Below are 26,285 nucleotides of genomic sequence, written 5' to 3'. Positions count from 1 at the left end.
TCTAAGACTTTTTGTATAATGCTAAAATCTCGTCAATTTTTTTTCTTCCTTTACCAGCACAGCTAATTGAACGTCTCATTTCTGTTCTATAAAGTTCGCTTGCATTATTATAAAGGTTCATTGTGTAATCAGTATAATGATTAGACACTAGCACGGGTATGTTTTTTTTATACGCCATAGTTTCAGCTAATTCTGACAAGTTTTTGTGCTCTTCAAATCCAAATATATTTGAGTAATAAGCCGTAAATCCAGCTGATTCATTTGGGGGTATATAGGGTGGATCACAATAAATTACTGAATTTTTTGCCGCTTTTTTCATTACTTCGTGGTAAGGTGCGCAAATAAATTGTGCTCTTTGAGCTTTTTCTGCAAAAAAGTAAAGTTCTTTTTCAGGAAAATAAATTGTCTTATAGCGTCCAAATGGTACGTTAAATAGTCCATTGTTGTTGTAACGACATAAGCCGTTATAACAATGTCGATTTAAATAGACAAATAAAAGTGATCTGATGTACTGATCTTTACTTCCATTAAATACATCACGCAGTTGATAAAACGCATCTGCGTGATTATTTTGAGCAACAAATAGTAATCTAAGGTCACGGATAAATTGATCTGGACTTGATTTTAATAATGTAAATAATGAAATTAAGTCATGGTTGATATCCGCTAAGATATAACTTTTATAGTTAGTATTTAAAAAAACAGAACCAGCTCCAACAAAAGGTTCTATTAGCTGATCGCCCTCTGGTAGATACCGTTTAATTGTCTCCACAAGCTCATATTTTCCTCCAGCCCATTTTAAAAAGGCTCGTTGCTTCTTCAACGGATACTCCTATTTGTCGTTGATCGGATAAATAAACGATATCCTTGGTTATTTTGCTACTTTTTCTTTATTAATCATTGCACCAGATTTAACCCATGGCTTGTCTTTCTGTAGTGCATTTGGCAAAGACTTGATTGCTTTATGTGCCTCATCAACTGATGAATAGTTGCCTTTTGTTAAAATAAACAATGAACCAGATTTATGTTTGGTTTCATAAATATGGTAATCTGTTATATTGTTTTGTTTTACAAATTTTTTTAGACCTTCAAGCGATTTAGATGCACTAAGCTGAATGACATAATGATCATTTTTTATCTTAATATTTTTCCCTAAATCATTGTTTTCATTTTTACGATTAACAGAGTTAGGGGTATTTTTTTTCGTATTGTTTTTATTCGTTTTAGCCCTACCGTTAGATGTTGTCGCGGAATGATGATTTGCTTTAGAATCTCCATTTGAGTCATCTATTGATAGGTTTAAGCCATCACTTGTATCTGAAAAGGATTCAAGTTGCTGTTGTTGTGTATTAAATTTATTTAATGTACTGTTTGATGTATCTGTCACCAGTTCAGTACTTTTAGGTTGATTTTCACTAATTCCAACGCTATTTTGTTCATCAGTGATTGTATTATTTTTTTCTTCTGTTGAAGTCACTCCATTAACTACAGGTGGAGTTAATGGTGTTCCTTCTTTTTTACGAGAAGAATTAAAAATAATCAAACCAAGCAATAAAAGAATAATAATTGCTGAACCAAAAATAATTAATTTTTTCTTTGGAAGATCTTGAAGAAAACTAAGTAATCTGAATGAATGCGCAGAATCCTTATTGGGTTGTTCTGATATATAACGGTCATCTTTATCTACACGCATACTTACTCCTTAACCTATCAAAAGATTTTACTTAATGATTAGCTATTATTTCTAAAATACACGATTTAAATTTGCTCTATTTTATCAATAATATAATTAGCAACACCTTTGGCGCTTTGCTCATCGGTTTTAATTGTAATATCAGCAATCTCTTCGTAAAGTGGTTCGCGCTCTCCAGCTAGCTCTTCGTAAAGCTCACGTGGTGTGTTGCTACCTTGTAATAATGGTCGGCGTTTGTCTTTTTGCGTTCTTGCCATCTGTTTTTCAATGGTTGTTTCAAGATAGACAACAATTCCACGAGCGGATAATCTATTGCGAGTCTCTTTAGATAAGACAGAACCGCCACCAGTTGCAAGAACGACGCCTTGTTTTTCAGTCAATTCGTTAATGACTTTTTCTTCTCTGGCACGGAATCCCTCTTCTCCTTCTAGGTCAAAAATCCATGCAATATCAGCCCCAGTACGTTTTTCGATCTCTTGATCTGAGTCAAAAAAATCCATGCCTAACTGTTGTGCAATTTGTCGGCCTATAGTGCTTTTTCCTGCCCCCATTGGGCCAATTAGAAAGATATTTCGCTTTTCTGCCATTGTTGTTTCATCATCTATTAATTTTGGTTAAAATATACAACACAATGTCAACTTGCTTTGATTTATATGATCATTCGCTTTATCATTGTGTAACTTTTCTTGGATCTCCGTCTAACGACAAAAATTTAGGTCGGTAATTATCTCAATAGATAGTACCTTTTGGCAATAGGTATTTACCAATACTTTTAGCTAATACCAGCTTGATGCAAATCATGGATGTTTAAAACACCTACTAATTCATCGTTGTTATTAACAACCGGAGCGGCAGTAATATTATGATCAGTAAATAATTTTAGTGCTTCAACAGCCTTCCAACTTTCAGGAATTCGATGCCCTAGGCTGGTCATAACATCCATAATGTTATCTTGTAATGTACCATTTTTTAATAATAAGCGACGTAGATCACCATCGGTAAATACACCAACTATTTTATTATTATCTTGGCAGATTGCAACTAGCCCTACTCCTGTACGGCTTAATTCTAGAATGGCATCAAATACGGTTGCAGTTTGTGGTATTTTAGGAATACGATCACCTGTTCGCATTACATCTTTGACATGATTGAGTAATTTAGCCCCTAAACTACCTGCAGGGTGGGAGCGTGCAAAATCTTCTTCTTTAAAGCCTCGTGCTCGCATTACTGCAATTGCTAGCGCATCCCCCATTAATAATGTATTAGTTGAACTAGAGGTTGGCGCAAGTCCCATAGGACAAGCTTCTTTTTCAATTGAAATATCAAGAATTGCTTGGGCTGATTTAGCAAGTGGTGAATCCAACCCTCCAGTAATAGCAATAACAGGAACCCGCATTTCGGTAAGAATAGGTAAAATTAAATTAAATTCCTTAGCTCGACCTGAGTATGAAATTAATATGGCTACGTCGTTTTGAGTTATCATTCCTAAGTCGCCATGCAGGGCTTCCGATGGGTGCATAAAAAAAGCAGGACTTCCTGTACTAGCTAATGAAGCGGCAACCTTTTTCCCTATATGTCCTGATTTTCCAATACCCGAAACAACGACTTTACCTTTGGTGGTTAAAATAAGTTGACATGCGTTAACAAAATCTTTGCCAAGTCGATTTGGTAATTTTTGTGCTTCGTGTATCTCTAATTCAAGAAGCTCTCGACCATATTGTAATAATTTATCCATTTAATTAGCCTATTGAATAAAACGTGTTATCAGTGCATTTATAATCGGAAATTAAGGACAAGACGATTATAAAAGATGAACAGGTTTTAGTTTAACAATTAATGTTTAAATATTCAAAAAAGTATGCATTTTAGACTTAATATTTACTAATTACTTTTTAATAATCTAAAAACCTAGGGCAACTTTAATTCCTAGTGTAATTAAAATGCCTCCTAGTAATTTATCAATTATAAATTGAATTTTAAAGTAACGTCGTTGTACACTTTGCCTTTGAAAAATAAAGACGACAAAAGGCCACCAAAAAACACCTTCAATCCAAATAATAAACGCAACGATTAGCTTATCAAGTGTTGATGATTCTGCATTAAGCACTTGAGTAAAGGTAGCTAAAAAAAATAACGTTGCTTTAGGATTAAGTAAATTACATAAAAAACCTTGCATAAAGGCTGATTTTTCTGAAATTGGCTGCATGAGTTGTGGCTTACCAATATAGGTGGTATTTGGTTTTTGAGCGAGCAGTGCCTTTATGCCAAGCCATATTAAGTAAGTGGCACCCGCATAGCGTAAGGCGTTATAAAGAAGTGGAGTTGTGGTGATAAGTACTGCAATACCCGCAATACAATAGCTCATATGAACTAAGATAGCAATGATGACGCCTAGGCAAGTGAGCAATGCCATCTTGCGGTTATAGCTTAAGCTATTTTTTAACACCAAAAAGAAATCAGGCCCAGGTGAGATCATACCTAAAAAGCTGATTGTAGAGACAAAAATTAATGTATCAAACGTCATTTTACGTGCCTATTTAAATATTTGTGCAGAATTATTGAGCGTTGCGATATTAGATTTATTTTGTTCAATAAACTGTTTTTTATCAAAATTAGGTTCAGTTAAATAGTCAGTCAAAAATTTAGCGTTAGTTTTGACTTGGGCTCCATTTAAAATTAAACGAGGTAAGTCAATCTGATAAATAGTCTGCTCAGTGTTTTTTTGTAGATCTTGCGTATGTGCATTTGTTAATAAATAAAGTTTGCGTTCTTTTTCTGAAAGACGATTGATTGTTGGTGTACCTGCTCCCATCATTAAATGATCTGGAAAAATATAAAATACAGTATCTTCTAATACACCTTCGTCTTTTAGATGTTGGATAAAAATTCCCAAATTATGATCTAGTGAAGCAGCAACGAAAGACATATTATCTGATTTTGGTGAAATAACCGATTTCATTCTTTCATCATCAAAACCATTTGGTGCATGAGTTGAAACAGTAGAAATAAACAAAGCAAAAGGTTTTTTTGTTTTGCGCATTTCAGTAATTTGTTTTTGTGCTACATCAAAAATGTCCTTGTCATACAGCCCAAAAGGTGCTGGTGGATATTGACCAACATAATTTTTTTCAGAAATGACTTGCATACCAAACAGTTCTGCTGTGTGACCAATACCAGCAAAATCAGGGCTAGCCATTACATAACGGGTTTGATAGCCTGCTTGATTAAGTATATCGCCTAGGCTAACTAGATTGGTCTTGTTTGCGCGCATTAGTGGTGATGTTGTGTAGCCACCAATTAGAAAGGGCATACCGGTCATATAAGTGTACATTGATGCGGTAGTCCATGAGCTTCCAGCGCTCATGGGCATATTAGCAAAAAAGGTATAATCTTGGCGAAGTTTTTGTAAATTAGGGGTAATATCCTCAAAATCGAAAAAGCCTTGTTCAAATGATTCTAAAGATAAAACAATAATATTTTTACCTTGATAGCTAACAAGCTGATCTTTATTGGTATAGTGAGTCATATTAAGTGATTGTAACGCCTGCTCAAATGGCTCACGAGGTGCGCTTGTAACTTGATAGATTTCGTATAATCGACTGAATGGACCATTATGGTAACTGATGGATACTATTGCCACAAAGGCTAGTAACAGACGAAACACTAGATGACATTTACGTTTGCATAAATCTGCGAGTTTTGATAGCAAAAAAATAAGGGAAAAAAAGACAACGATAACTAAGACTGCTTGTAATTTAAAAATAAATAGCCCTTCTATTATGTCATTAATATTTAAATTTACATAAAACTGATAATCAATAAAGCCACCACTAAAATAGATAGAAGTTAGCTCCATTACAATAAAGATCGTTAGTAAAGTTATGATTAGCATTTGCCATTTTTTCTGTTTAAGGAGCGAGGCAAAAACAATTGTAATAATAAAAAGTGGCAAAACAATTAATGTCGATAATGGCATAAGATATTGTTACTCAATATATTCAAAAATCAATTTTGCCTAAGTATATACTTAATGAATAAAAAAATAAAAATATCGGTTGATATTGTTTGATTTGTGGTTTTGAAATTGAGTATGTATCGTATGAATAATAATTATAGTGCCATAATATCTTAAATGATAATTGTTATTATTTGAGGTTGATAATTAATTCTATTCGCAATAAGATAATGGAGAATTTATTGCGATAATGTCCGAGGTTGCTATGCCGTGGTTTATACGGAAAATAGTTTTTATTTTATTTGTATCTCTGTTTTCACACTCCTTTTGTTATGCCGATATTGCATTATCTATCCCTCAAACTAAAGATGGAATGAGTCTATTTGAAAGTCTAAAAAAACGATCTTCAACTCCTGGGGGGGGCTTTCCTACTGGTAAAATTTCTGATGACGAACTTTCGACAGTACTTTGGGCTGCAAGTGGTTTAAATCGTGGTAAAACAGGGTGGACGGTGCCGATGGTTAAGGGTAAATCTCCTTATGTGAGAATCTACCTCGCCAGTGAAAAGGGTACTTTTTTATATGAGTGGGAAGGTCATTATTTAAAAGAAATTAATAATAAAGATATTCGTGCTGATATTGGTTTGCAAAGTTTTACAAGGCGAGCAGCCTATTCATTGATTTTTGTGTCGGATGCTAGTGCATTAACCGATATAAATCCAGAACAAATCGCTAACTTTAATTACACGGCCGTTGGTGCAATGAGTCAAAACGCTTATTTAGTTGCGTCGGCACTAAAATTAAGCGCTCGTTATATTCACTCCATTAAACCAGAAGTTATTAGCCAAGAGCTACAATTACCAGAAGGCAGTAAACCACTAGGTATGCTTTTAATAGGAAAATAAAAGGTAACGTTAAGATATGAAACGATTTTTAATACTTGCTTTGCTTCTTATTGGAAGTTTAATGGCTTTGGCTCCATCATCTTATGCTGCCGAAAAAAAATACGAAAGTTGGAATGCTATTGTTGACGAAATGGATACCATCTTAAATGACGCTTATGATATCTATTTTATGAAAGATGTTGAACGTGCTAAAGCTCGAGTTAATAATGCCTATTTTGGCTTTTATGAAAAGCATGGGGTTGAGCGTGCGGTTATGTCTTATATTTCGGGTAAACGAGGAACCGATACCGAATATCAATTTGCCAAAATTAAACGTTTAATGACCGATGGTGCGTCGAATAAAGTTGTTAGAAATGAAATTGATACTATTTTAAAAATGTTACATGAAGATGCTAACGAACTAGATGGTAAGCAAGAGAGCGGTTGGAGCATTCTGTTAGCTTCGTTTATTATCATTTTTAGGGAAGGGCTGGAAACGATTTTAGTGATTGCGGCAATTTCAGCTTATTTAGTTCGTTCTGGACATCTTGCCATGGTAAAAGTAGTTTATATGAGCTCACTTGTAGCTATTTTTGCCAGTATTTTAGCGGCAATTGCTCTTCATACTGTGTTTGATATTAGCGGCGCAAATCAAGAAATTGTTGAAGGAATTGCTATGCTCTTGGCAACAGTCGTACTATTTTTTATTAGTAATTGGATGTTTTCAAAGGCAGAAGCTGAGGCTTGGAAAAGCTATGTTGAAGAAAAGGTACAAACTGCAGTGTCATCTGGTAGTCGCTTTGCCTTAGGTTTTGCTGCCTTTTTAGCTGTTTTTCGTGAAGGTGCTGAAACGATCTTGTTTTACCAAGCAATGCTAGTTGAAGCTAAAGAACACATGGATATGGTTTGGTATGGGCTAGCTATTGGAACGATAATTCTTGCGATTATTTTTGTCGTTATTCGTTTTGGTACCATGAAATTACCAATTCGCCCATTCTTTATTGGCACTAGTATTTTGATGTATATCATGGCAATAGCTTTTGCAGGTGGTGGAGTAAAAGAATTACAAGAGGCTGATATGATCCCAGTTACTTCTGTTGATTTTATACATTCTGTCGAAGTTTTAGGTATTTACCCAACAGTCGAGACATTAGTTCCACAAATAATTATGGTATTTATTGTGGTAGTTTCTGTCATATATTACAAAGCTAAACATAGTTGTAAAAAGCAATAATTATTAATATTGCTTATTTGCTTAAAATTGCATAAATGCGGATTGAAAAACTGAGTTGTGTTAATACCCAAAAAAACAAGTGTAATAAATTTTCAAAAACTAAGAGAAGGAGTTTTCAATGAAAAAATTAATTTTATCAGCAGGTATTGCTTCAATACTTGCCTTATCTTCATTCGTTCATGCAGCAGCACCGGCACCTGGCGAACAAAAAGGATTTGAAGAGTTTCCAATTGGTGATGAAGTAACCGTGGGGCCATTACACATTGGTGCTGTTTATTTCCAACCTGTTGATATGGAACCCGCTGGTATGGGTGGTTTACCAGCCTCAAAATCAGACATGCACATTGAAGCTGATATTTCAGCTGCAGAAGGTAATAACTTAGGTTATGGTGTAGGTGATTTTGTTCCTTACTTAACTGTAAAATATAAAATTCAAAAGCAAGGCAGTGATAAAGTGATTGAAGGTAACTTTATGCCAATGAATGCATCTGATGGTCCTCACTATGGTAATAATATAAAACTAGATGGTGCTGGTAAATATAAAGTAACATTTATGATTGAAAATCCAGAAAAACAAGGTTATTTACTACATGTTGATAAAGAAACAGGTGTGGAAGGACGATTTTGGAGCAAACCTATCGAAGTCTCTTGGGACTTTGATTACATTCCACGCGCATGGTAATGATTTTAAAATAACTAATTATATTAAATAATTAATAATCAGTTATTGGTGAGCATTATGCTCACCAATAATATTTGCAATAGTTAGGCAATGAATATGCTTCAATACCTTATCAATATTACCGATAATACTTTCGTTCCAGCAATGATGATGGCATTACTGAGCGCTGCAATTATAAGATCCACGCCTCATCATATTAAAAAAATTATTTTGTTTGGTTTTGTATTGGGCTTTATTGCTGCATTGATTTATGCCATTTTAAAACGCAACACAGGGTTTGCTGTTCGTGAATATTATGATCTTGGAGTGATCATACCTTGGGTTATTATTGCTATACCGTTGATTGTTGCTATTTGCTTGCAAAAATCCACCCATAATCGAACTGGTAAATTCTTTTTTACAATGTTATTTGTGCTAAGTATTGGTTTGATAAGTGCACAGTCTTTACCTAATTTAATGCTCTATCCATTCGAATTTTCTGTCGGAATGGACTCTATTTTTAATAATGATTACTTGTTTAAATGGGTTGGTTATGGATTTGCTTTACTTATAATCTTGTTAACTGGGCTATTTACTTTCCGTATATGTGGACGATTATCGACAAAATTTATTTTTGCTATTACTTCACTGTCAATTATTATTTTCACTATTCAAAATAGTATTAATATTCTACAAATTTTGATTGTTAGGCGTTTTATCTCATCCCAACCATGGATGATGGAGTTGATTATTTTTATTCTTGGTCATGTTAATTTCTTTATCTTTATTTTCATGGCAATTGTGCTTTGTTTAGCCATTGTTTTGTATATCAAATCAAAAACAACTTCGTTAGTGGGTAATAACCCTGCTCAAATTCGTAAACTTAAAGCACAATTACGTAGCGATAGAAGATCTGCCCTAATGATTATGGCTGGGACAGCAATAACCGCATATACTGTGACGCGCGCACGTTACATTTTTGAAAAAGGCGTAGAACTTACACCGGCAGAGCCTATATTGACTAATGCTGATGGCTTAATTGTTATCCCTCTCGATAAAGTGAACGACGGTAATTTACATCGTTATGGTTATCAGGCAACAGATGGAACTTTAGTTCGCTTTATTGTTATTAAAAAAAGCGATAATGCTTATGGTGTAGGTTTTGATGCTTGCGATATTTGTGGTGCAAGTGGTTACTACCAACGCGGTGATCAAGTCGTTTGTATTTTGTGCGATGTAGTAATGAACATTGCAACGATTGGATTTTCAGGAGGATGTAACCCTGTTCCACTTAAATACGAAATTATTGACGGCAATATGGTGATTCGTCCAGCTAACCTTGAAGCAGAGAAAAGTCGTTTCAAATAAAAGCGTATTAAAAGGAATATTGTATGTTTTGTAGAATGTTATTAAGTGTTTTAATTCGCCAAAAAAAGAAACTTTTTCTTATTGCCTTAACGGTTGCATTGGGTGTTTCGCTTGCTACTGCTATGCTAAATGTAATGTTTGACGTAGGTGATAAGGTGAATCAAGAGCTAAAAGCCTATGGTGCTAATCTCAATATCGTTCCTCGTGGTAGTGCTGTCATTAATGAAATGTACCAGCTTGATAACAATGATAGTGGGCAAGCTGTGCAATATATTAAAGAAGAAGAACTTGTTAGAATTAAGATGATTTTTTGGGCTTATAATATTGTTGATTTTGCACCTTTTCTAACAACTCAAGCGACATTTCATGATAAGCCAATTACGGTGGTAGGTACTTGGTTTAATAAACATCTTAATATTCCAACAGGTGATCAGGTTGATACGGGCATGTTAGCCATGAAATCATGGTGGACAATTGAAGGAAACACCATGACCGATGATAATTTGCAAGGAGCTATGGTGGGTAAATCTGTAGCCAAACAGTGGAATCTAAAACTAGGCGATACGATAGATATAATTTCAACGAAAACAAACAAAAAGTTTACATTAACTATTAACAATATTTTTCATAGTGGTGGTGCTGAAGATACGCAAATTTATGTCTCTTTACCAGTGGCACAAGATCTTGCCGATAAAAAAGGACTAGTTGAACGTGTTGAGGTTAGTGCATTAACCACTCCAGAAAACGAATTAGCTCGTAAAGCAGCGCAAGATCCAAACAGTTTATCTAGAACAGAATGGGATACATGGTATTGTACTGCTTATATTAGCTCAATTGCATACCAGCTAGAAGAGTTAATGCCTGATGTGCGTGTGAAAGCTATTATGCAAGTTGCTGAGTCAGAAGGCTCCATTTTACTAAAAACACAATTACTAATGTTATTACTAACTATCTTATCATTGATTTGTTCGGCGCTTGCTATTTCGAATTTGGTTACTGCTAACGTTATAGAGCGCAGTACCGAAATTGGCCTATTAAAAGCGCTTGGTGCAACTAATACAGCTGTTGCAATGCTAATATTAACTGAAATCTTTATTATTGCCTTACTTGGTGGATTTTTTGGTTACTTTATTGGTTTTGGTTTTGCGCAAATTATTGGTCATACAGTGTTTGGTTCTTTTGTTGATCCTAAGATGATAATTATTCCTTTAGCCCTAATTATGGTGATCTTAATTACCTTTTTAGGTAGTTTACCAGCATTGCGTATTATGATGTTTTTGCGTCCAACTGATGTGTTACATGGTCGATAAGGTGAAAGGTAAGTCTCATGATCAATAAAAATAGGCGCTTTATAATTAAAACCGTGTTAAGTTCACTTATCCGACGCCGTTCTCGCATTGCCATCGCCTTGCTTGGCGTTGCTATTGGAGCAACGGTTCTTCTTGGTATGATCACACTTTGTTATGATATACCACGGCAAATGGGACAAGAATTCCGTTCTTATGGTGCCAATCTTCTACTACTACCTGCCAATAATCAATCAACAGTAGCAATGACCGAGGTTAATAAAGCGGTTGCCTTTTTACCAGAAGATAAATTACTTGGTGTTACCCCATTTCGTTATAATTCAATTCGTAGTAATCAGCAACCTTATACTATTGTGGGGACCGACTTTAAACAAGTTGTAAAAACCAGTCCTTATTGGTCTATTGAAGGTTCAATACCACAAAATTCACATGAAATAATGATTGGTACTGATATTGCTAACTTTGCTAAATTAAACATTGGTAGCACTATGCCGATTTCCGGCAAATCTAAACAAGATTCTCGTTTTGATGAAGAACTCACCGTTACAGGTATTGTTAAAACTGGACGTTCCGAAGATAACTTTATTTTTGTTGATCTGCACGATTTAGAAGAATTACTTGAAGAAAGCGAGCAAGCCGAAGTTGTTGAAGTAAGCATTGCCGCCACAGAAACAGAATTAAAACAGTACATTGAAAAAATAAAAAAACAAATGACAACAGTTGAACCTCATTTAATTAAATGGGTGACAAAGTCAGAAGCATCTGTATTAGGCAAACTGTCCTCGTTACTCTATTTAGTTACTTTTGTTGTACTCGTTCTTACCATGATTTGTGTAGCTACCACTATGATGACAGTGGTAATGGAGCGTCGTAAAGAAATTGGTCTTAAAAAAGCGATAGGAGCCAACAATAAAAGTATTGCAAAAGAGTTTTTAGCTGAAGGATTAGTTTTAGGTGTTATTGGTGGCTTTATTGGGGCTATATGCGGGCTTATCTTTGCTCAAATTATTAGTACCAATGTGTTTGGACGTTCAATTATTATTGAGTTTTATCTGATCCCAACCACTATCATTATCTCAGTGATAGTAACGGTAATTGCGTGTTTAATTCCAGTAAAACGTGCTCTTGAAGTAGAGCCTGCGTTAGTATTACGCGGTGAATAGGATATAAAGTATGAATATGCTCGAAGTAAAAAATGTGTCTAAAATTTATGATTCTCTTCATGCACTTTCTGAAGTGAATTTAACAGTTGAAGAAGGTAAATGGTTATCGATTATGGGACCTTCTGGTAGTGGTAAAACAACTTTGATGAATATCATTGGTTGTATGGATAAACCTTCACTTGGTTCAGTGATTTTAGACGGGCAAGATATTACTCAGCTTTCTTTGTCAGAATTAACCGAAATACGTCGAGATAAGATAGGTCTGATTTTTCAACAATTTCATTTAGTATCGTATTTAACCGCACTAGAAAACGTCATGCTTGCTCAATATTATCATAGTATGGTTGACGAAAAAGAGGCTATGCAAGCACTCGAACGTGTTGGGCTTGCTGCTCGATCTAAACACTTACCTAGGCAGTTATCAGGTGGCGAACAGCAACGTGTTTGTATTGCTAGAGCATTGATTAACTATCCAAAACTGATTTTGGCCGATGAGCCAACTGGTAATTTAGATGAAAGCAACGAAGCGATGGTCATGAATTTATTACATGAGCTGCACAAAGAAGGCAGTACCATTATTGTAGTTACTCACTCACTAGAAGTGTCAAAACATGCACAAACCACTGTAGTACTAGAGCACGGCAAAGTTGCACGTGTAATTGATAATTAATCAACTGAAGGTTGTTATATATGAAAAACCGTCTTATTTCATCAAGTATTTTTATTATTATTGGAGTATTAATTATCTTATTTCCATTATATATATTGCCAGTTTGTCCTCTTCCAGACGTTGTAAGCATGCCTGTTGATATATTGAATCACGCTAGTAGCGAGGTAGCACATAACGGGCATATACATAGTGGCACAGGAAAAATCATGAAATGTTTTTGGACAGCAAGAGCTGAAATTGGCATTGGTTGTTTAGTGATAGCCATTGGTGCATTGCTACTAATTAGCCGTACTGCTTTTGTGCGAATAGGATTAAGTATGGCACTTGCGTGTATTTCTTTATTAGCGGCAGCTATACCAACAATTCTAATTGGTGTTTGCGGTAATGAAATGATGCGATGCAATATGGGGTCTAAACCGGCGTTAGTTTTATTATCAGGTTTATTATTTATTGTCGCTGTTATTAACATCTATTACTTAAATAAAAGAACAAAAAATTGATAGCGTTTTGTTATCAAACAAAGACCACTCTTATCTTTACCAGATATAGGTATAACATTTAAATCCAACAAGCAGGAAAGTCAATATGCACGAAAAACCGATCACCATGGCAAATTTAGCATGGCGCAATATTCAGCGACGACCGTTTAGAAGTTGCTGTTTGATTGTCATCATTACGCTTTTTTCGGCGACGTTGTTTGGTGGAAGCATACTGATGAAAAATCTCAGTCTTGGTATTTCAGGCATGGCTAACAGGTTAGGTGCTGATATTCTTATTGTGCCTAATGGTTACGAAAAAAATATGGAAGTAGCCCTGTTGCGTGGTGAACCGAGTACTTTTTATTTAAAAGTAGACTTGATTGATAAAATAAAAGGTATTAAAGGTATTGATGCCATTTCACCTCAACTTTTTATTGCATCATTAAATGCAGGTTGTTGTTCGTCTAAAGTCCAATTAATTGGTTTTGAACAGCATACTGATTTTATTATTAAGCCTTGGTTACAATCACAACTTTCAGAGCCATTGACTGATAATCAAGTCGTTGTTGGTTCTAAAATTAGTTCTGATGTGGGCGATGAAATCTTATTTTTTAATCATCCTTTTAAAATTATTGCTAAAATGGATAGCACAGGGATGGGATTTGATACCTCTGTCTTTATGACTATGTCGGCAGCCCAATCATTAATGAAAAATGCAAAATTAATTGAAGGGGATGTCGACCATTTTGCTGATTATGCCTCGTCGATTTTCATTAAGGTCAATTCAGATTATCAACCTAAAGATATTGTTAATCAAATTATGCCCAGATACGCTATTGACTATAATATTGATTTTATTATGACCAAAGGTATGCTAAGTAATATATCTAAATGGTTAACTAGCTTTTCAACCATTGTATATAGCCTATCAGCTATTTTTTGGGTTTTAGCCATTATTGTGATCTTTGTTATATTTTCTTCAACATTAAATGAACGCAAGCGTGAAATTAGCTTATTACGGGTATTAGGCGCGTCACGGCGTGATTTAGTTAAAATGTTGCTTCGTGAATCTTTAATAATTAGTGGATTAGGCGGAGTTAGTGGCATTGTTATCGCCTCGGTATTACTTTATGCATTTAGCTTATTAATCTGCCAATCTATTGGTTTGCCGTGTGTAAATATCTCACTATTTGATGCATTATTATATGCAATTGTTGTTTTTATTCTTACGCTAATTATAGGACCTTTATCAAGTATCTATAGTGCTTTATCTATGACTAAATTTGATACTTATAGTACCCTTAGAGAGGGCGAATAATGTTACTGAATGTTAAAAACCTACGTAAAGATTACACAAGAGGGCAACAAACCTTTTCAGCTGTGAATAATGTTAGTTTTTCAATGGCAAAAGATGACTTTATATGCATTATGGGTAAATCAGGCAGTGGTAAAACCACTTTGCTAAATATGATTGCTGGTTTACTTACACCAACGCAAGGAAAAATCACTATTAATAATACAAATTTATTTGATCTTAATGATCAGCAAGTATCTGCCTTTCGTAATCAGCATATTGGTTATATTCCTCAAGGTAGCAGTTTACTACCTAATTTAACAGCAATTGATAATATTCGACTGCCTTTTTATTTAACTAAGCGAGCAAATCAAAATCCCCTAAATGAAGCAAAAAGTCTGCTTGAAAAAGCCAAAATAAGCCACCTGCAAGATACATATCCTGCCCATATGTCAGGTGGTGAAATGCGCCGTATTGCGATATTGCGAGCACTGATTTGTAAACCACAAATCATTATTGCTGATGAACCAGCCAGTGATCTTGATGAAGAAAGCGCAGCTGAAATCATGCAACTACTGTCTGAAATTCATCAACAAGGTACAGCGTTATTAATTGTCACTCATGATCATGATGTTGCCCGTTATAGCCAAAAAGTTATGAAAATGTCAGCTGGACGATTTATTGACTAATGGGTTTAGTTATTAACTGAATTGTTATATTAAAAGTGGATTACAACCCATGTCGATCATAATTTTATTGAGTTTTAATAATGGCAACCCAACTAATGAATTAATATCATTACCTTCAAGTTTATCAAACAGGGTGATGCCCAGTTCATCACATTTAAAACTGCCAGCACATTGTAGTGGCTTCTCTTTGCTAATGTAAGCATCAATTTCTGAATCAGTTAAATGCCGAAAAGTCACCTTAAATGGTTCGCAAATAGTGGTTTGTTGTTGTGTTTTGGTATTAATTACTGTCATACCAGTATAAAAATAGAAAGCTTTACCGCTGCTTTGTCGAAGCTGTTTACGGGCATTATCAATTGTATGCGGTTTGCAAACAATATTACCGTCTAACACACCAACTTGATCAGAGCCAATAATTAAACTATCAGCAAACTGCGTCGCTAATGATTGGGCTTTAAGTTTTGCTAGTCGAACCACCAATTGCTGAGCTGATTCGCCGACTAGCGGTGTTTCATCGCATACAGGCGGTACACACTCAAAAGGGATAGCTAATTTTTCGAGCACTTTTTTACGGGATACAGATGTTGATGCTAATATGATTCTCATTTTAATTATCTCTTAAAATCCAAGCAAAAGGGTGTTCATTAAACCCGATATGACCATAATAATCAACTGCTTGTGGCGCTGCTAGCAGAGTAATTGAACATGATTTGTCAGTATTGTTTTTCACTTCTTTAATTAATTGCTTTCCGATGCCTTGTCGTTGATAATTTTCATCCACCGCGAGATCTGCCAAATAGGTGATATAAACAAAATCCGTTAAACAACGCGCAATGCCAATCAATTTATCATCATGCCAAGCAGTTACCACCAAATTCGCATTATCTAACATAGCTTGAAAGCGTACGGTATCGGTAAGTGGACGACGTTTGCCTAATGAACAATGACGATAAAGGGTGGTGGCTTGTTCTAGTGTCGGTTTGACATCAGAACGATAAATAATGCAATTCATGTTGATCTCCATCATAAAACGAATAAAAATAATTAAGGATTACATTTAAAATTAGTATCATACTAGCTAGGTAAAACCTGTTTTAGTTTCGCTGAATATATAATCTAATCTATAACAAAGCAAGGAGGGAGTTATGTACAAAAAAATTTTAGTTCCTATCGATGTGCTTGAAGATGAATTAACTAAAAAAGTCATTCCACATGTAGAGTGCTTAGCCAGATTGTCTAATGCTGAAGTCATCTTTTTTCATGCCTTGCCTGTTTCATCGGCTATTATCAATGCTTACTCTTTTGGATTTGATGAATTTAAAGATCATGCAACAGTACAAACGGAACAATACCTTCATCAATTAATGGATTCGATTAATTTACCGCATGAACATTTATCTTTTTCTATCGCATTTGGTCATCCAAGAGATGAAATCCTTGCATTAGCTGACGAAATCAAACCAGACTTAATAATTTTAGGCTCGCGTCGTCCCAATATCTCAACGCATCTTTTAGGATCGAATGCTTCTGGGGTGGTTCGTGGTGCTAAAACTTCGGTGTTAGTTGTTAGGTAGGATGATTAAGATTTGTTGAAAAATTAAATAAAATTAGGTGAATATACCAATGAATTCTTTTTAAATATTTAGAATTACAGGTTTCGGGTGTTATAAACTTCAGTGATCATTTCTATATTGATATTCGGATGGATTAGCTATTTTGTTTTATTTTTCGTATTTCTATAAAATCGTTCAGGTAGAGTATTGATTTTATTTAATTTTTTGTTTTTGGTGTTGTTGAAAAAACATTAATAAAATTAATACTCTACCTAGCTGTTTTCCAGCTACGTTTATTGATGTTTTACAATAAAACAGCAGTGAATTTGTTTATTGCGCTTAAAATCAAGCAATAGCGTTTTATTGGTAATTTCTTGATAGGTTAGTCCTAGGTTTTGCATACCGATACTATCCATTTTAAAACTACGCTTGTTGTTGGAGAAAATGATAGTATCATTAGGTCTTAACAGACGTTTTAAATCCGTCATCAATTTTAGATGATCACGCTGAACATCAAAGGTATTATTCATCCGTTTTGAGTTTGAAAATGTGGGCGGAAAGATAAACATTAAATTGAATTGTTCATCAGCTTAAGATAAATAGAGCCAAACAATCCGCCTGAATTAATTGATGTTTTTACTCGTTAAATTATTTTTTTAAATTGCGAATCATTTCTTTAAATAGATATAAGTGACGACCAGAGTAAATTTAACGTATCAACAAAATATACAATCAATATTGTTATGGAAAATAGTCAACCTTTTGTTTATTAATGATTCGAATCGTTAATTCTGTGATAGCGATGATAAGTGCCGAGCGTATCATTTGTTGATAACGGTTTTGGTAAATGGAAGATTTTAAAGTATCGACAATACCTGATTGTTTTACTTTTTCGTGTTGCGATTCAAAACTTGGAGGTAATACCATATCATGTAATAAGCTAATAGGACCTAAAATTTCATCATCTAAATAAGTGTATTGTTTGTCGTCTAGCTCCAGTTCGTCCAAAACAGCAATCAGTAGCTCTATATCTTCGTAATCCTCACGAGAAATAATACCCAACGCATAAAGCAGTTTTAGGCACACTGAAGTATCATTGAGAGGTCCATTTTTACCCACCAATGAGGGAATGACAAATTTAATGGCGTGAGGTTCTTTTCGAAAGACCTTAAGAATCAATTTGTTGACATTATCATTAATTAATTTAATGGCAACTTTCAGCAAGCTGTGAATATCAGCTTGCTGGTTGAGTTTTTCTAATATTATATCTTCTTGTAATATCGATTCTGACATTGAGAATTATACAAACTGATGATCTTGCATTGCAGTATAAATTTCTTCAACCTTCATAACAATAGAATTCTTAATGTCAATACCAGAGATTTCACAAAAAGCTTGTTTAACGCCTTTTTCAGTAATGAGCTTTTCTAGTTTAACTGCTTGCTCATCATCATTATTACGATAGTTAAGCGCAGCAGCAACTCCAATTAGTAAGTTAGTATTTTTAACTTGATATTCAAAGGTGCCAAGCAATGGTTTTATTAAACGATCGTTTGCACCTAATTTACGAATTGGCTGACGACCAACACGTGCAGTATCATCCTGTAAATAAGGATTTTCAAAGCGGGATAATATTTTTTCAATATATGCCATGTGTTTTTGCTCATCAAAATTGTAACGTTTAATAAGTACTAACCCGCTCTCTTCCATGGCTCCGCGTACAATTAAACGAATACGTTCATCTAGAATTGCATCACGTATTGTGCCAATACCATTATAAAATCCTAAATAAGCAGTTATTGCGTGACCAGTATTAAGTGTAAATAACTTACGTTCCACAAAAGCCATTAAATTATCAACGGGTTGCATGCCTTTAATGGTTGGAATAATGCCTACAAATTGTGTTTCATCAACAATCCATTCCGAGAAAGTCTCAACAGTCACTTCTAGTATATCGCCTGTTTTTGATGTTGCAGGTGGTACAATACGATCCACTGCAGAATCGACAAAACCGATATGGGTGTTTGTCCATTGTTGAATTTCTTCTGGTAGCTCTTTAAAGATTTCTTGTTTAAATTGGCTGGTACCTCCTACCATGTTTTCACAAGCAATAATATTAAGTGGCTTACTGTTACCTCGATTATGTCTTGCAATAATTCCTTGGGCAATCGTTGGAGCAATACGCGCTAAAATTTGTGGACCAACGGCAGTGGTGAGTAAATCAACGCTGGCAATATAATCGATCACTTCATTAGAGGTGCTATTAATTCCATCAACATTTTTAACTATCTCAGTGGTGGATTGCTCGCCAACAACATTTACCGGATATTCATGACGAGTGGCGATGGCATCAATAATTTCCTGATTGACATCAGCAAATGTAACTTGTACACCAGCATCGGATAGTAATTTGCCGATAAAACCTCGTCCAATGTTACCTGCGCCAAAGTGTAGTGCTTGCATAATAATAATCCTTAACTTTATAATTTAATTTGAAATATTTCACTCTATTTCCCGTGTAAAGCGGGAAATAGAAATAGGTTAACTTAGTATTGCTAAAACTTCTTCAATATTATTTGTCGTTGCTAATTTTGCAATAATAGTTTCATCATCTAATGCATTAGTCAGTTTTGCTATGACATCAAGATGTTCATTATTGTGAGCAGCAATACCAATCACAATTTTTGCTTTATCATCTTCTTCATCACCAAATTGAACCCCAGCAGGGTATTGGCAAAATACGATACCAGTTTTAATAACATCGTCTTTTGATTCAATAGTGCCATGTGGAACGGCTATTGATTCTCCTAAATAAGTTGATGTTAATTTTTCACGCTCTAGCATTGCTTCAATGTAAGTTGGTGTGACATAACCATTATCAACCAATTTTTGCCCTGCAAAACGAATTGCTTCTTCTTTATTTTTAGCGGTTAACCCTAAAAAGATATTTTGTTGTGATAATTTAAATAGAGGAATATTATCAGTCGATTGATTGCTTATAGGCACTGTTTCACTTGCTTCATTATTTGCTTGAGAGCTTAAAAGATCCGCCACGAGTTGGCTATATAATTGACTATCTAAAAAGTTAGTTAATGAAATATGATGTGCATTTGGTGCATGTTGTTTTGCTCGATCGGTTAAGTCTTTATGTGTAATAACAATGTCAACATCATCAGGCAGATTATTAATTGCTACATTAGTGACAAAAATATCCAAATCTGCATCTTGAACTTTTTTGCGTAATACTCCTGCGCCCATAGCACTTGAGCCCATTCCTGCGTCACAAGCCACTATAATTTTTTTAACTTTAGTAAGATCAAGTGTACCATTTACAATTCCTTTTGATTCATTTTTCATTTCAGAAATATTCGATTTTGCCTCTTCAAGGCTTTTATCTGCTTCTTTGGTGGTTTTTAATAAAATAGCGGAAACGATAAAAGTAACCATTGTTGCCGCAATGACAGAAATAATTACGCCAAACATTGATGATTTTGGAGTGACCGCAAGAACGGCGATAATTGATCCTGGTGATGCGGGTGAACTTAATCCAGCACCAAATAGTGTTAAAGTAAATACTCCGGTCATTCCACCTAAAATCACTGCAATAATAAGGCGAGGGTTCATTAATACATATGGGAAATAAATTTCATGAATTCCTCCAAAAAAATGAATGATTGCTGCACCACTGGCTGAACTTTTTGCGGAACCTTTACCAAACAACATATAAGCAAGTAATAAACCTAATCCAGGACCAGGATTTGCTTCGATTAAAAAGAACATAGATTGAGAATGCTCTGCTGCTTGTTGAATACCTAATGGTGAGAATATACCGTGGTTAATTGCATTATTTAAGAAAAGAATCTTGGCAGGTTCAATAATAATTGAAGTTAAAGGTAGTAAGTTGTGCTCAACTAAGAAATTAACAGCAAGAGTTAATTTACTTGATGCAGCAACGACAGAAGGTCCAATTGCAAAAAAAGAAAGCAACGCAAGTAGCATGCCAATAATACCAGCTGAAAAATTATTGACTAACATTTCAAAGCCACTTTTGACTTTTCCGTCTATGGTTTTATCAAATTGTTTTATTACCCAGCCACCAAGAGGTCCGACTATCATAGCACCTAAGAACATCGGAATATCTGCACCAACAATGACCCCCATTGTCGTAATTGCACCGACAACGGCGCCTCGTTCACCGTGAACTAATTTACCGCCAGTATAACCAATCAACAGTGGTAATAAGTAAGTGATCATCGGGCTAACTAACTTGGCAATGGTTTCGTTTGGGTACCAGCCCGTTGGAATAAAAATAGCGGTAATAAATCCCCAAGCAATAAATGCGCCGATATTTGGCATGACCATATTACTTAAAAATCGTCCAAAATTTTGAACTTTTAATTTGATGTTTGAACTTGTCATAATATAAAACTTTCCTTATTGATTGTATAATCATCATGCTGTTATTGTAGAAGGATTTAGTTATTCAATTCATTAAAAAAAATTGATAATTGTGATGAGTATCACATTGTTAAAATGGGTCTATTTTTTATTTTTGTGATTAAGATCACTCTTTTAGAAGGTGGTAAGAGAAAAATGTACTAAAACGTATAGTTTCCTGAAACTTTTTTACAGGATTGAATTTTATTATTAGTGATTACTGCTTATATATTTATTTAGCAAATCAACTCCAGCTGAAATGCTTTAATTTTGATTAAAAATACTCAGTAAAGTTTTTAATTTTGTTGAATATTTTATTTGGTCATAATGTTAATAAATTAACCGCCTTATGGCGGTTTGTGTTTATTGATGTTTTACAATAAAACAGCAGTGAATTTGTTTATTGCGCTTAAAATCAAGCGATAGCGTTTTATTGGTAATTTCTTGGTAGACTAGCCCTAGGTTTTGCATACCGATACTATCCATTTTAAAACCACGCTTATTATTCGAAAAGATAATCGTTCCATTAGGGCGTAACAAGCGTTTTAAATCGGACATCAATTTTAGATGATCACGCTGAACATCAAAGGTATCGTTCATGCGTTTTGAATTTGAAAATGTGGGCGGATCGATAAAAATTAAATCGAATTGCTCATCAGCTTGAGATAAATAGAGCAAACAATCCGCCTGAATTAATCGATGTTTTTTACCTGTTAAACCATTTTGTTTTAAATTACGATCTGCCCATTCTAAATAGGTGCGAGACATATCAACCGTGGTGGTTGATTTTGCTCCGCCAAGTCCAGCATAAACAGTTGCACTACCTGTATAGGCAAATAGGTTTAGAAAGTTTTTTCCTGCACTCATTTCACCAATCATTTTTCGTGCTAAGCGATGATCTAAAAACAATCCTGTATCTAAATAATCGGTCACATTAACCCAAAATGTGGTTTTGCGCTGATTAATCGGGTATTCATGGACTAAAAAATAGTCCTGTTTTTGTCCTAGCTTTTGGTATTGCTGTTTGCCTTTTTGCTTTTCTCTTGTTTTTAATACTAACTGATCGGCGGTAAGCTTAAGCACTGACATGGTGGCGTTAATAATATCAAAAAGTCGTTGGCGAGTTTTTTGTGGATCGATGTTTTTCGGTGCTGCGTATTCTTGCATCACTATTTTATCTTTATAACGATCGATAGCGACATTGTATTCAGGCAAATCTGCATCATAAAGCCGATAACATTCCAGTTGTTCTTGAGCAGCCCATTTTTCTAACTTTTGTTTATTTTTGCGTAATCGGTTAGCAAAATCAGCCGCAGGCATAGTAGAATTTGTGATTGCTTCTTCAGTATTACGCTTAGCAATGACATAATTTTTTTGTATACAGTCAAGAGGGCCATTTTTTGCTTTGAATTGCTTTTCTGCTCTCATTTGTAAGCAATCTAATAACTGTGGTGCGCCGCTAAATAATGATAATCGCCATCCACCAAAATTTTGTTTGATTTGTCGACCAAGTGCCGTATGCAAAGCAATAAGCACAGGTTCACTTTCTAAGCGTTCTCCATAAGGTGGATTACTGATGATCATGCCTACCGTTTCAGTTGGCAATGGATTGGTCAGTTGTGTCACATCTTGCATCGAAAAAGTAATTAAATCCCCCACACCTGCTTGGAGGGCATTTTGTTTGGCTCGTTCAAGTACTGTAGCATTATTATCATAACCGATTAATGGTGTGTTTGTTTTAGATACGTTATGTTTTGCGGTGAAAAGCAATTTGTTCCACAATGTCGGATTAAAGCCTTTCCAAGCAAAAAATCCCCACTGTTTACGATGTAAACCAGGTGGGATTTGTGATGCGATCATTGCCGCTTCAATTAGTAATGTACCTGAACCACACATCGGATCGAGCAATGGCTCATTTGTTTTCCAACCAGAACGCATAATAATAGCTGCTGCTAGGCTTTCTTTTAGTGGAGCTTTCCCTGTTTGCTCTCGATAACCACGCTCATGTAAACTATTACCACTTAGATCTAAAGATAGTGTGACACGGTTTTTATTTAAATAAGCATGAAGTCGAATATCGGGATCTTGTTTTGCTACATTAGGACGTTCATTAGTATGACGCAAAAAGTGATCAACAATAGCATCTTTGATCTTTAGCGCACCATATTGACTATTACGGATAAATTCGTTTACGCCAACAAAATTAATCACGAAAGAGTTATCAACAGCAAAAATATCTGGCCATTTAATATTAAACACACAAGAGTACAGATCCAAATCGCTATAGATGTCGAACTCGGCAATAGGTAGTAAAATGCGAGATGCCAAACGCGACCATAATAATGATTGATATAGCGTTTTGTCATCGGCATCAAAATAAACACCACCTTGCGCAATTTTACAATTAATTGCACCAATTTGTTCTAACTCTTTTTTTAATAACTCTTCAAACCCACGAGACGTGCTGGCAAATAGCGTTTTCATGCATAACTCACTTAACAATAAAATTGTTGGCATTATACCGACTAATTACAATAGTGGGAAATAAAGGCTGATATTAGTTAGATGAATATTGGGTTAGTTTATTAATAATCAGGAAAGTTTGTTGTACTGTTTTAGGGGATAGTTACAGTTGGAGCCCCTCAACCTTGTTCGTGTGTGGTGCCAGAACACCCAATCAATATTTCTATCAAAAGAAAAATTATCAGGTTGAGGGACATAATCACTCATACGAGAATATAAATTCTCGCTTATTTAAGCTATTTTGTAAATAGTCAGTTTTTTTCCATTGAACAATAAAATCATTATTTAAAATATAATCTTTTGTTTTATCTTTATAATTTGCCTTATTTATTTCTTTTACTTTATTGATCACATCAGACCGAATATTTTTTTCCACATATGGACAAGATGCAAAATCAAAAAATAAAATAAAATAATGTGATGAGTTGAAAAGATCTTTATTATTTGTTAAATAATCTTTAGCCAAAATAATTAACTTCGATTTTATTTCATCATAGACATTGTTATTTTTGATGTATAATAAAAAAGTAACCCATATAAAATAAAAATCATCTTCTGATGTAGTACCTATTAATCGTAGATAATATTGATCTAATCTATTTACATCTAGTTGATAATGGACAGGTAATAATGTTAATAAAACTAATAGATTAAGTATCTCAAGACCGTATAATTCACCTTTTGTGATAAGGAAAATATCAATAGCTTGCTTTATAAGGTCAAATATTTTTTTATAAATAACCTCTTTTATTGCTTCTTCTTTCCAAGTTGATATTGTTGTTAATAAAAATTCAACTTGTTTTGCAATTTTATCCGTTGTTCTTACCCTAATATCCATTGCATAAAAAAAGAATAAAACATCTAAATCAACTAAAATCCAATTTAAGTGATGTTCTTCTTTTTTATCTAATCCATTTATTTCATTTATAAGATCTGTAAATTGGTTTTCAATTGATTTAATAAGGTAATTAGAAATTGAGCTATACAAAACATTATTTTGAAAAATGACCATTTTAATTTTAGAAATAATTTGATTTGCTTTTCTGTCTGGATAATTTATTTTATGTATTTCTCCATTTTTTTCAGTTTTATAATTAAATAATTTATGAATAGTGTTTTTAATATTATTTTTAGTAATAGATATTTTTGTTGTAAATGGTCTAACAATATACTCTGTTTTAGCTTCATTCAGATGTAGCTTATATTTTACAAGTGCATCTGAAATTGCTAAATGAACTGCCTCTCCTACATTTAATGATCTGTAAAAAATGAAATAATCATCAACGTACCTTCTTATTTCATAATCAATGCCATCTTCATATTTTGATTTTAATATTTTTACAATATCTATATCTATTTGTTGTAAAATTATTTCGGCAAATATTCTACAAACCTCTGGTCCAACGACTATACCATTAGTTTCTTTGTAGTTTGTATTTTGCATTAATGTATCAAAATGATGTTCAAATGAACCATTACTTCTATTCTTTGCTAGCCTTTTGTTTTTTGTCGCCCAACCAATGCTGTGTGTATATATATTAGGAAAACACTTAGATATATCAACTTGCATCATATGATTGAAACGTTTTTCTAATTTATGATATTCATAAGACTCGAAAAAACGATATAGAAAGGGATATTTAAGATACTTAAAATATGAACTAGCAGTTTTGGGGTCATCTTCATACATTTCAATACTATCAATTTTTTTTTGAGCCCCCATTTTGTTAACTTTTCCATAAAAGCTAGTGGCAATTTTAAATGGGTATCTAAGAGATTTATCAGACTTACTACAATAATATTCTATAATAGTTGCATATTTTTCATAAAAATCACACACATGTAATTGAGATAGTGGGTGAATAATAGATAAAACACGAGGGCTTTTATTTTCCCCTCTAAAAACTTTATAGTTAAAAGGAATTAAGTTTTCACTAATTTTATTTTTTAAAGTTGAAACTGTCATATAATTACTTAAATTATTTTTAAGACAGTTATACATATTATAATTGTTGTACCATAAAGGAAGTTCATAAGGTAATACATCAGTTAGAAGTGTGCGATATTTATCTGATAAATCAATTTTTATGATGTTAGGCATTTTTCCATATCCTTACTATTTGTTGGATCGGCTACACTAAATCATACAACTTTTTTAAGGGGTAAGGTAAACTTATCACAACTAAAAAAGGAACAAATATGAATAAGATTAAACGCAAAAGACGAACATTCACAGATGATTTTAAACACCAAATGGTCAGTCTTTATCAACATGGTAAATCACGTAGTGAAATCGTTGCCGAATATGATTTGACACCATCAGCTTTGGACCGTTGGATAACGCAAGCAAGCCAAAGCGGCTCATTTAAAACAAAA

At 34.2% G+C, this 26,285-nt stretch carries 25 protein-coding genes and 1 pseudogene; 12 read left to right on the top strand and 14 right to left on the bottom strand.

Annotation, left to right across the window (positions count from 1 at the left end):
- Position 1 precedes the first annotated feature (1 nt).
- The 6 genes from A9G38_RS09620 to A9G38_RS09595 all read right to left on the bottom strand — a co-directional run bounded on the left by A9G38_RS09620 (position 2) and on the right by A9G38_RS09595 (position 5,669).
- Positions 2-823 carry a Dam family site-specific DNA-(adenine-N6)-methyltransferase gene (locus tag A9G38_RS09620; protein WP_034912260.1) on the bottom strand — a complete coding sequence of 274 codons (822 nt, stop codon included), beginning with the start codon at positions 821-823 and terminating at the stop codon, positions 2-4.
- A gap of 48 nt (positions 824-871) precedes the next feature.
- Positions 872-1,693 carry an SPOR domain-containing protein gene (locus A9G38_RS09615; protein WP_034912255.1) on the bottom strand — a complete coding sequence of 274 codons (822 nt, stop codon included), beginning with the start codon at positions 1,691-1,693 and terminating at the stop codon, positions 872-874.
- Between the two features lie 65 nt (positions 1,694-1,758).
- Positions 1,759-2,280: a shikimate kinase AroK gene (gene aroK, locus A9G38_RS09610; RefSeq protein ID WP_034912252.1), complete on the bottom strand. Its 522-nt coding sequence runs from the start codon at positions 2,278-2,280 to the stop codon at positions 1,759-1,761.
- Between the two features lie 185 nt (positions 2,281-2,465).
- Positions 2,466-3,428: an arabinose-5-phosphate isomerase GutQ gene (gene gutQ / locus A9G38_RS09605; RefSeq protein ID WP_034912248.1), complete on the bottom strand. Its 963-nt coding sequence runs from the start codon at positions 3,426-3,428 to the stop codon at positions 2,466-2,468.
- 165 nt (positions 3,429-3,593) lie between these two features.
- Positions 3,594-4,217 carry a LysE family translocator gene (locus tag A9G38_RS09600; protein WP_034912245.1) on the bottom strand — a complete coding sequence of 208 codons (624 nt, stop codon included), beginning with the start codon at positions 4,215-4,217 and terminating at the stop codon, positions 3,594-3,596.
- A gap of 9 nt (positions 4,218-4,226) precedes the next feature.
- The gene (locus A9G38_RS09595) at positions 4,227-5,669 is read right to left on the bottom strand and encodes an LTA synthase family protein (RefSeq protein ID WP_034912242.1); all 1,443 of its coding nucleotides are present in this window, start codon (positions 5,667-5,669) and stop codon (positions 4,227-4,229) included.
- Between the two features lie 244 nt (positions 5,670-5,913).
- Between A9G38_RS09595 and A9G38_RS09590 the strand changes: the two genes are divergently transcribed.
- The 10 genes from A9G38_RS09590 to A9G38_RS09545 all read left to right on the top strand — a co-directional run bounded on the left by A9G38_RS09590 (position 5,914) and on the right by A9G38_RS09545 (position 15,396).
- The gene (locus A9G38_RS09590) at positions 5,914-6,552 is read left to right on the top strand and encodes a nitroreductase family protein (RefSeq protein WP_176713257.1); all 639 of its coding nucleotides are present in this window, start codon (positions 5,914-5,916) and stop codon (positions 6,550-6,552) included.
- A gap of 16 nt (positions 6,553-6,568) precedes the next feature.
- The gene (locus A9G38_RS09585; RefSeq protein ID WP_034912239.1) at positions 6,569-7,765 is read left to right on the top strand and encodes an FTR1 family iron permease; all 1,197 of its coding nucleotides are present in this window, start codon (positions 6,569-6,571) and stop codon (positions 7,763-7,765) included.
- 118 nt (positions 7,766-7,883) lie between these two features.
- Positions 7,884-8,447 (top strand): iron transporter, encoded by a 564-nt coding sequence (locus A9G38_RS09580; RefSeq protein WP_034912235.1) that lies wholly within the window; start codon positions 7,884-7,886, stop codon positions 8,445-8,447.
- A gap of 96 nt (positions 8,448-8,543) precedes the next feature.
- Positions 8,544-9,794, top strand: a complete 1,251-nt coding sequence (locus tag A9G38_RS09575; RefSeq protein ID WP_051634224.1) for a Fe-S-containing protein — start codon at positions 8,544-8,546, stop codon at positions 9,792-9,794.
- A gap of 23 nt (positions 9,795-9,817) precedes the next feature.
- On the top strand, positions 9,818-11,104 hold the full coding sequence (locus A9G38_RS09570) for an ABC transporter permease (protein WP_034912232.1): 1,287 nt from the start codon (positions 9,818-9,820) through the stop codon (positions 11,102-11,104).
- 17 nt (positions 11,105-11,121) lie between these two features.
- Positions 11,122-12,264: an ABC transporter permease gene (locus A9G38_RS09565; RefSeq protein ID WP_034912224.1), complete on the top strand. Its 1,143-nt coding sequence runs from the start codon at positions 11,122-11,124 to the stop codon at positions 12,262-12,264.
- A 10-nt stretch (positions 12,265-12,274) separates the two neighbouring features.
- A complete protein-coding gene (locus tag A9G38_RS09560; RefSeq protein WP_034912221.1) occupies positions 12,275-12,934 on the top strand; it encodes an ABC transporter ATP-binding protein in 660 nt (219 codons plus the stop codon).
- A gap of 20 nt (positions 12,935-12,954) precedes the next feature.
- Positions 12,955-13,434, top strand: a complete 480-nt coding sequence (locus A9G38_RS09555; protein WP_051634223.1) for a DUF4418 family protein — start codon at positions 12,955-12,957, stop codon at positions 13,432-13,434.
- Positions 13,435-13,519: 85 nt separating this feature from the next.
- A complete protein-coding gene (locus tag A9G38_RS09550; protein ID WP_034912217.1) occupies positions 13,520-14,731 on the top strand; it encodes an ABC transporter permease in 1,212 nt (403 codons plus the stop codon).
- Positions 14,731-15,396, top strand: a complete 666-nt coding sequence (locus tag A9G38_RS09545) for an ABC transporter ATP-binding protein (RefSeq protein ID WP_034912214.1) — start codon at positions 14,731-14,733, stop codon at positions 15,394-15,396. Before A9G38_RS09550 ends, A9G38_RS09545 begins: the two co-directional genes overlap by 1 nt.
- A gap of 24 nt (positions 15,397-15,420) precedes the next feature.
- Here A9G38_RS09545 and A9G38_RS09540 read toward each other — a convergent pair whose 3' ends face one another.
- Complete coding sequence (locus A9G38_RS09540; protein ID WP_034912210.1) at positions 15,421-16,002, bottom strand: Maf family protein; 582 nt, start codon at positions 16,000-16,002, stop codon at positions 15,421-15,423.
- A 1-nt stretch (position 16,003) separates the two neighbouring features.
- Positions 16,004-16,408, bottom strand: coding sequence for a GNAT family N-acetyltransferase (locus tag A9G38_RS09535; protein ID WP_034912206.1), 405 nt, complete (start codon positions 16,406-16,408; stop codon positions 16,004-16,006).
- 133 nt (positions 16,409-16,541) lie between these two features.
- On the opposite strand from A9G38_RS09535, the gene A9G38_RS09530 reads away from it, so the two are divergent.
- Positions 16,542-16,970, top strand: coding sequence for a universal stress protein (locus A9G38_RS09530; protein ID WP_034912201.1), 429 nt, complete (start codon positions 16,542-16,544; stop codon positions 16,968-16,970).
- Between the two features lie 272 nt (positions 16,971-17,242).
- Here A9G38_RS09530 and rlmL read toward each other — a convergent pair.
- The 6 genes and pseudogenes from rlmL to drt3b form a co-directional block, all read right to left on the bottom strand.
- Positions 17,243-17,582, bottom strand: a pseudogene (rlmL, locus tag A9G38_RS09525) (bifunctional 23S rRNA (guanine(2069)-N(7))-methyltransferase RlmK/23S rRNA (guanine(2445)-N(2))-methyltransferase RlmL); the annotation flags it as partial.
- A 108-nt stretch (positions 17,583-17,690) separates the two neighbouring features.
- Positions 17,691-18,242 carry an MltR family transcriptional regulator gene (locus A9G38_RS09520; protein WP_034912191.1) on the bottom strand — a complete coding sequence of 184 codons (552 nt, stop codon included), beginning with the start codon at positions 18,240-18,242 and terminating at the stop codon, positions 17,691-17,693.
- 6 nt (positions 18,243-18,248) lie between these two features.
- Positions 18,249-19,412, bottom strand: coding sequence for a mannitol-1-phosphate 5-dehydrogenase (locus A9G38_RS09515; RefSeq protein WP_034912188.1), 1,164 nt, complete (start codon positions 19,410-19,412; stop codon positions 18,249-18,251).
- A gap of 78 nt (positions 19,413-19,490) precedes the next feature.
- Entirely contained in the window at positions 19,491-21,368 is a 1,878-nt protein-coding gene (locus A9G38_RS09510) for a PTS mannitol transporter subunit IICBA (RefSeq protein ID WP_034912183.1), read from the bottom strand.
- Positions 21,369-21,749: 381 nt separating this feature from the next.
- Positions 21,750-23,870: a bifunctional 23S rRNA (guanine(2069)-N(7))-methyltransferase RlmK/23S rRNA (guanine(2445)-N(2))-methyltransferase RlmL gene (rlmKL, locus tag A9G38_RS09505; RefSeq protein ID WP_051634222.1), complete on the bottom strand. Its 2,121-nt coding sequence runs from the start codon at positions 23,868-23,870 to the stop codon at positions 21,750-21,752.
- A 238-nt stretch (positions 23,871-24,108) separates the two neighbouring features.
- The gene (drt3b, locus tag A9G38_RS09500; RefSeq protein WP_051634221.1) at positions 24,109-26,010 is read right to left on the bottom strand and encodes an antiviral reverse transcriptase Drt3b; all 1,902 of its coding nucleotides are present in this window, start codon (positions 26,008-26,010) and stop codon (positions 24,109-24,111) included.
- A 98-nt stretch (positions 26,011-26,108) separates the two neighbouring features.
- Here drt3b and A9G38_RS09495 point away from each other — a divergent pair.
- A partial coding sequence (locus tag A9G38_RS09495; RefSeq protein ID WP_141671710.1) for a transposase occupies positions 26,109-26,285 on the top strand: 177 nt, incomplete at its 3' end.

The sequence above is a fragment of the Gilliamella sp. Imp1-1 genome, from assembly GCF_001690415.1.
Lineage (GTDB): Bacteria > Pseudomonadota > Gammaproteobacteria > Enterobacterales > Orbaceae > Gilliamella > Gilliamella bombi.
The sequence above is the reverse complement of the archived record's forward strand: the minus strand, read 5'-3'. Positions and strand labels throughout refer to the sequence as shown.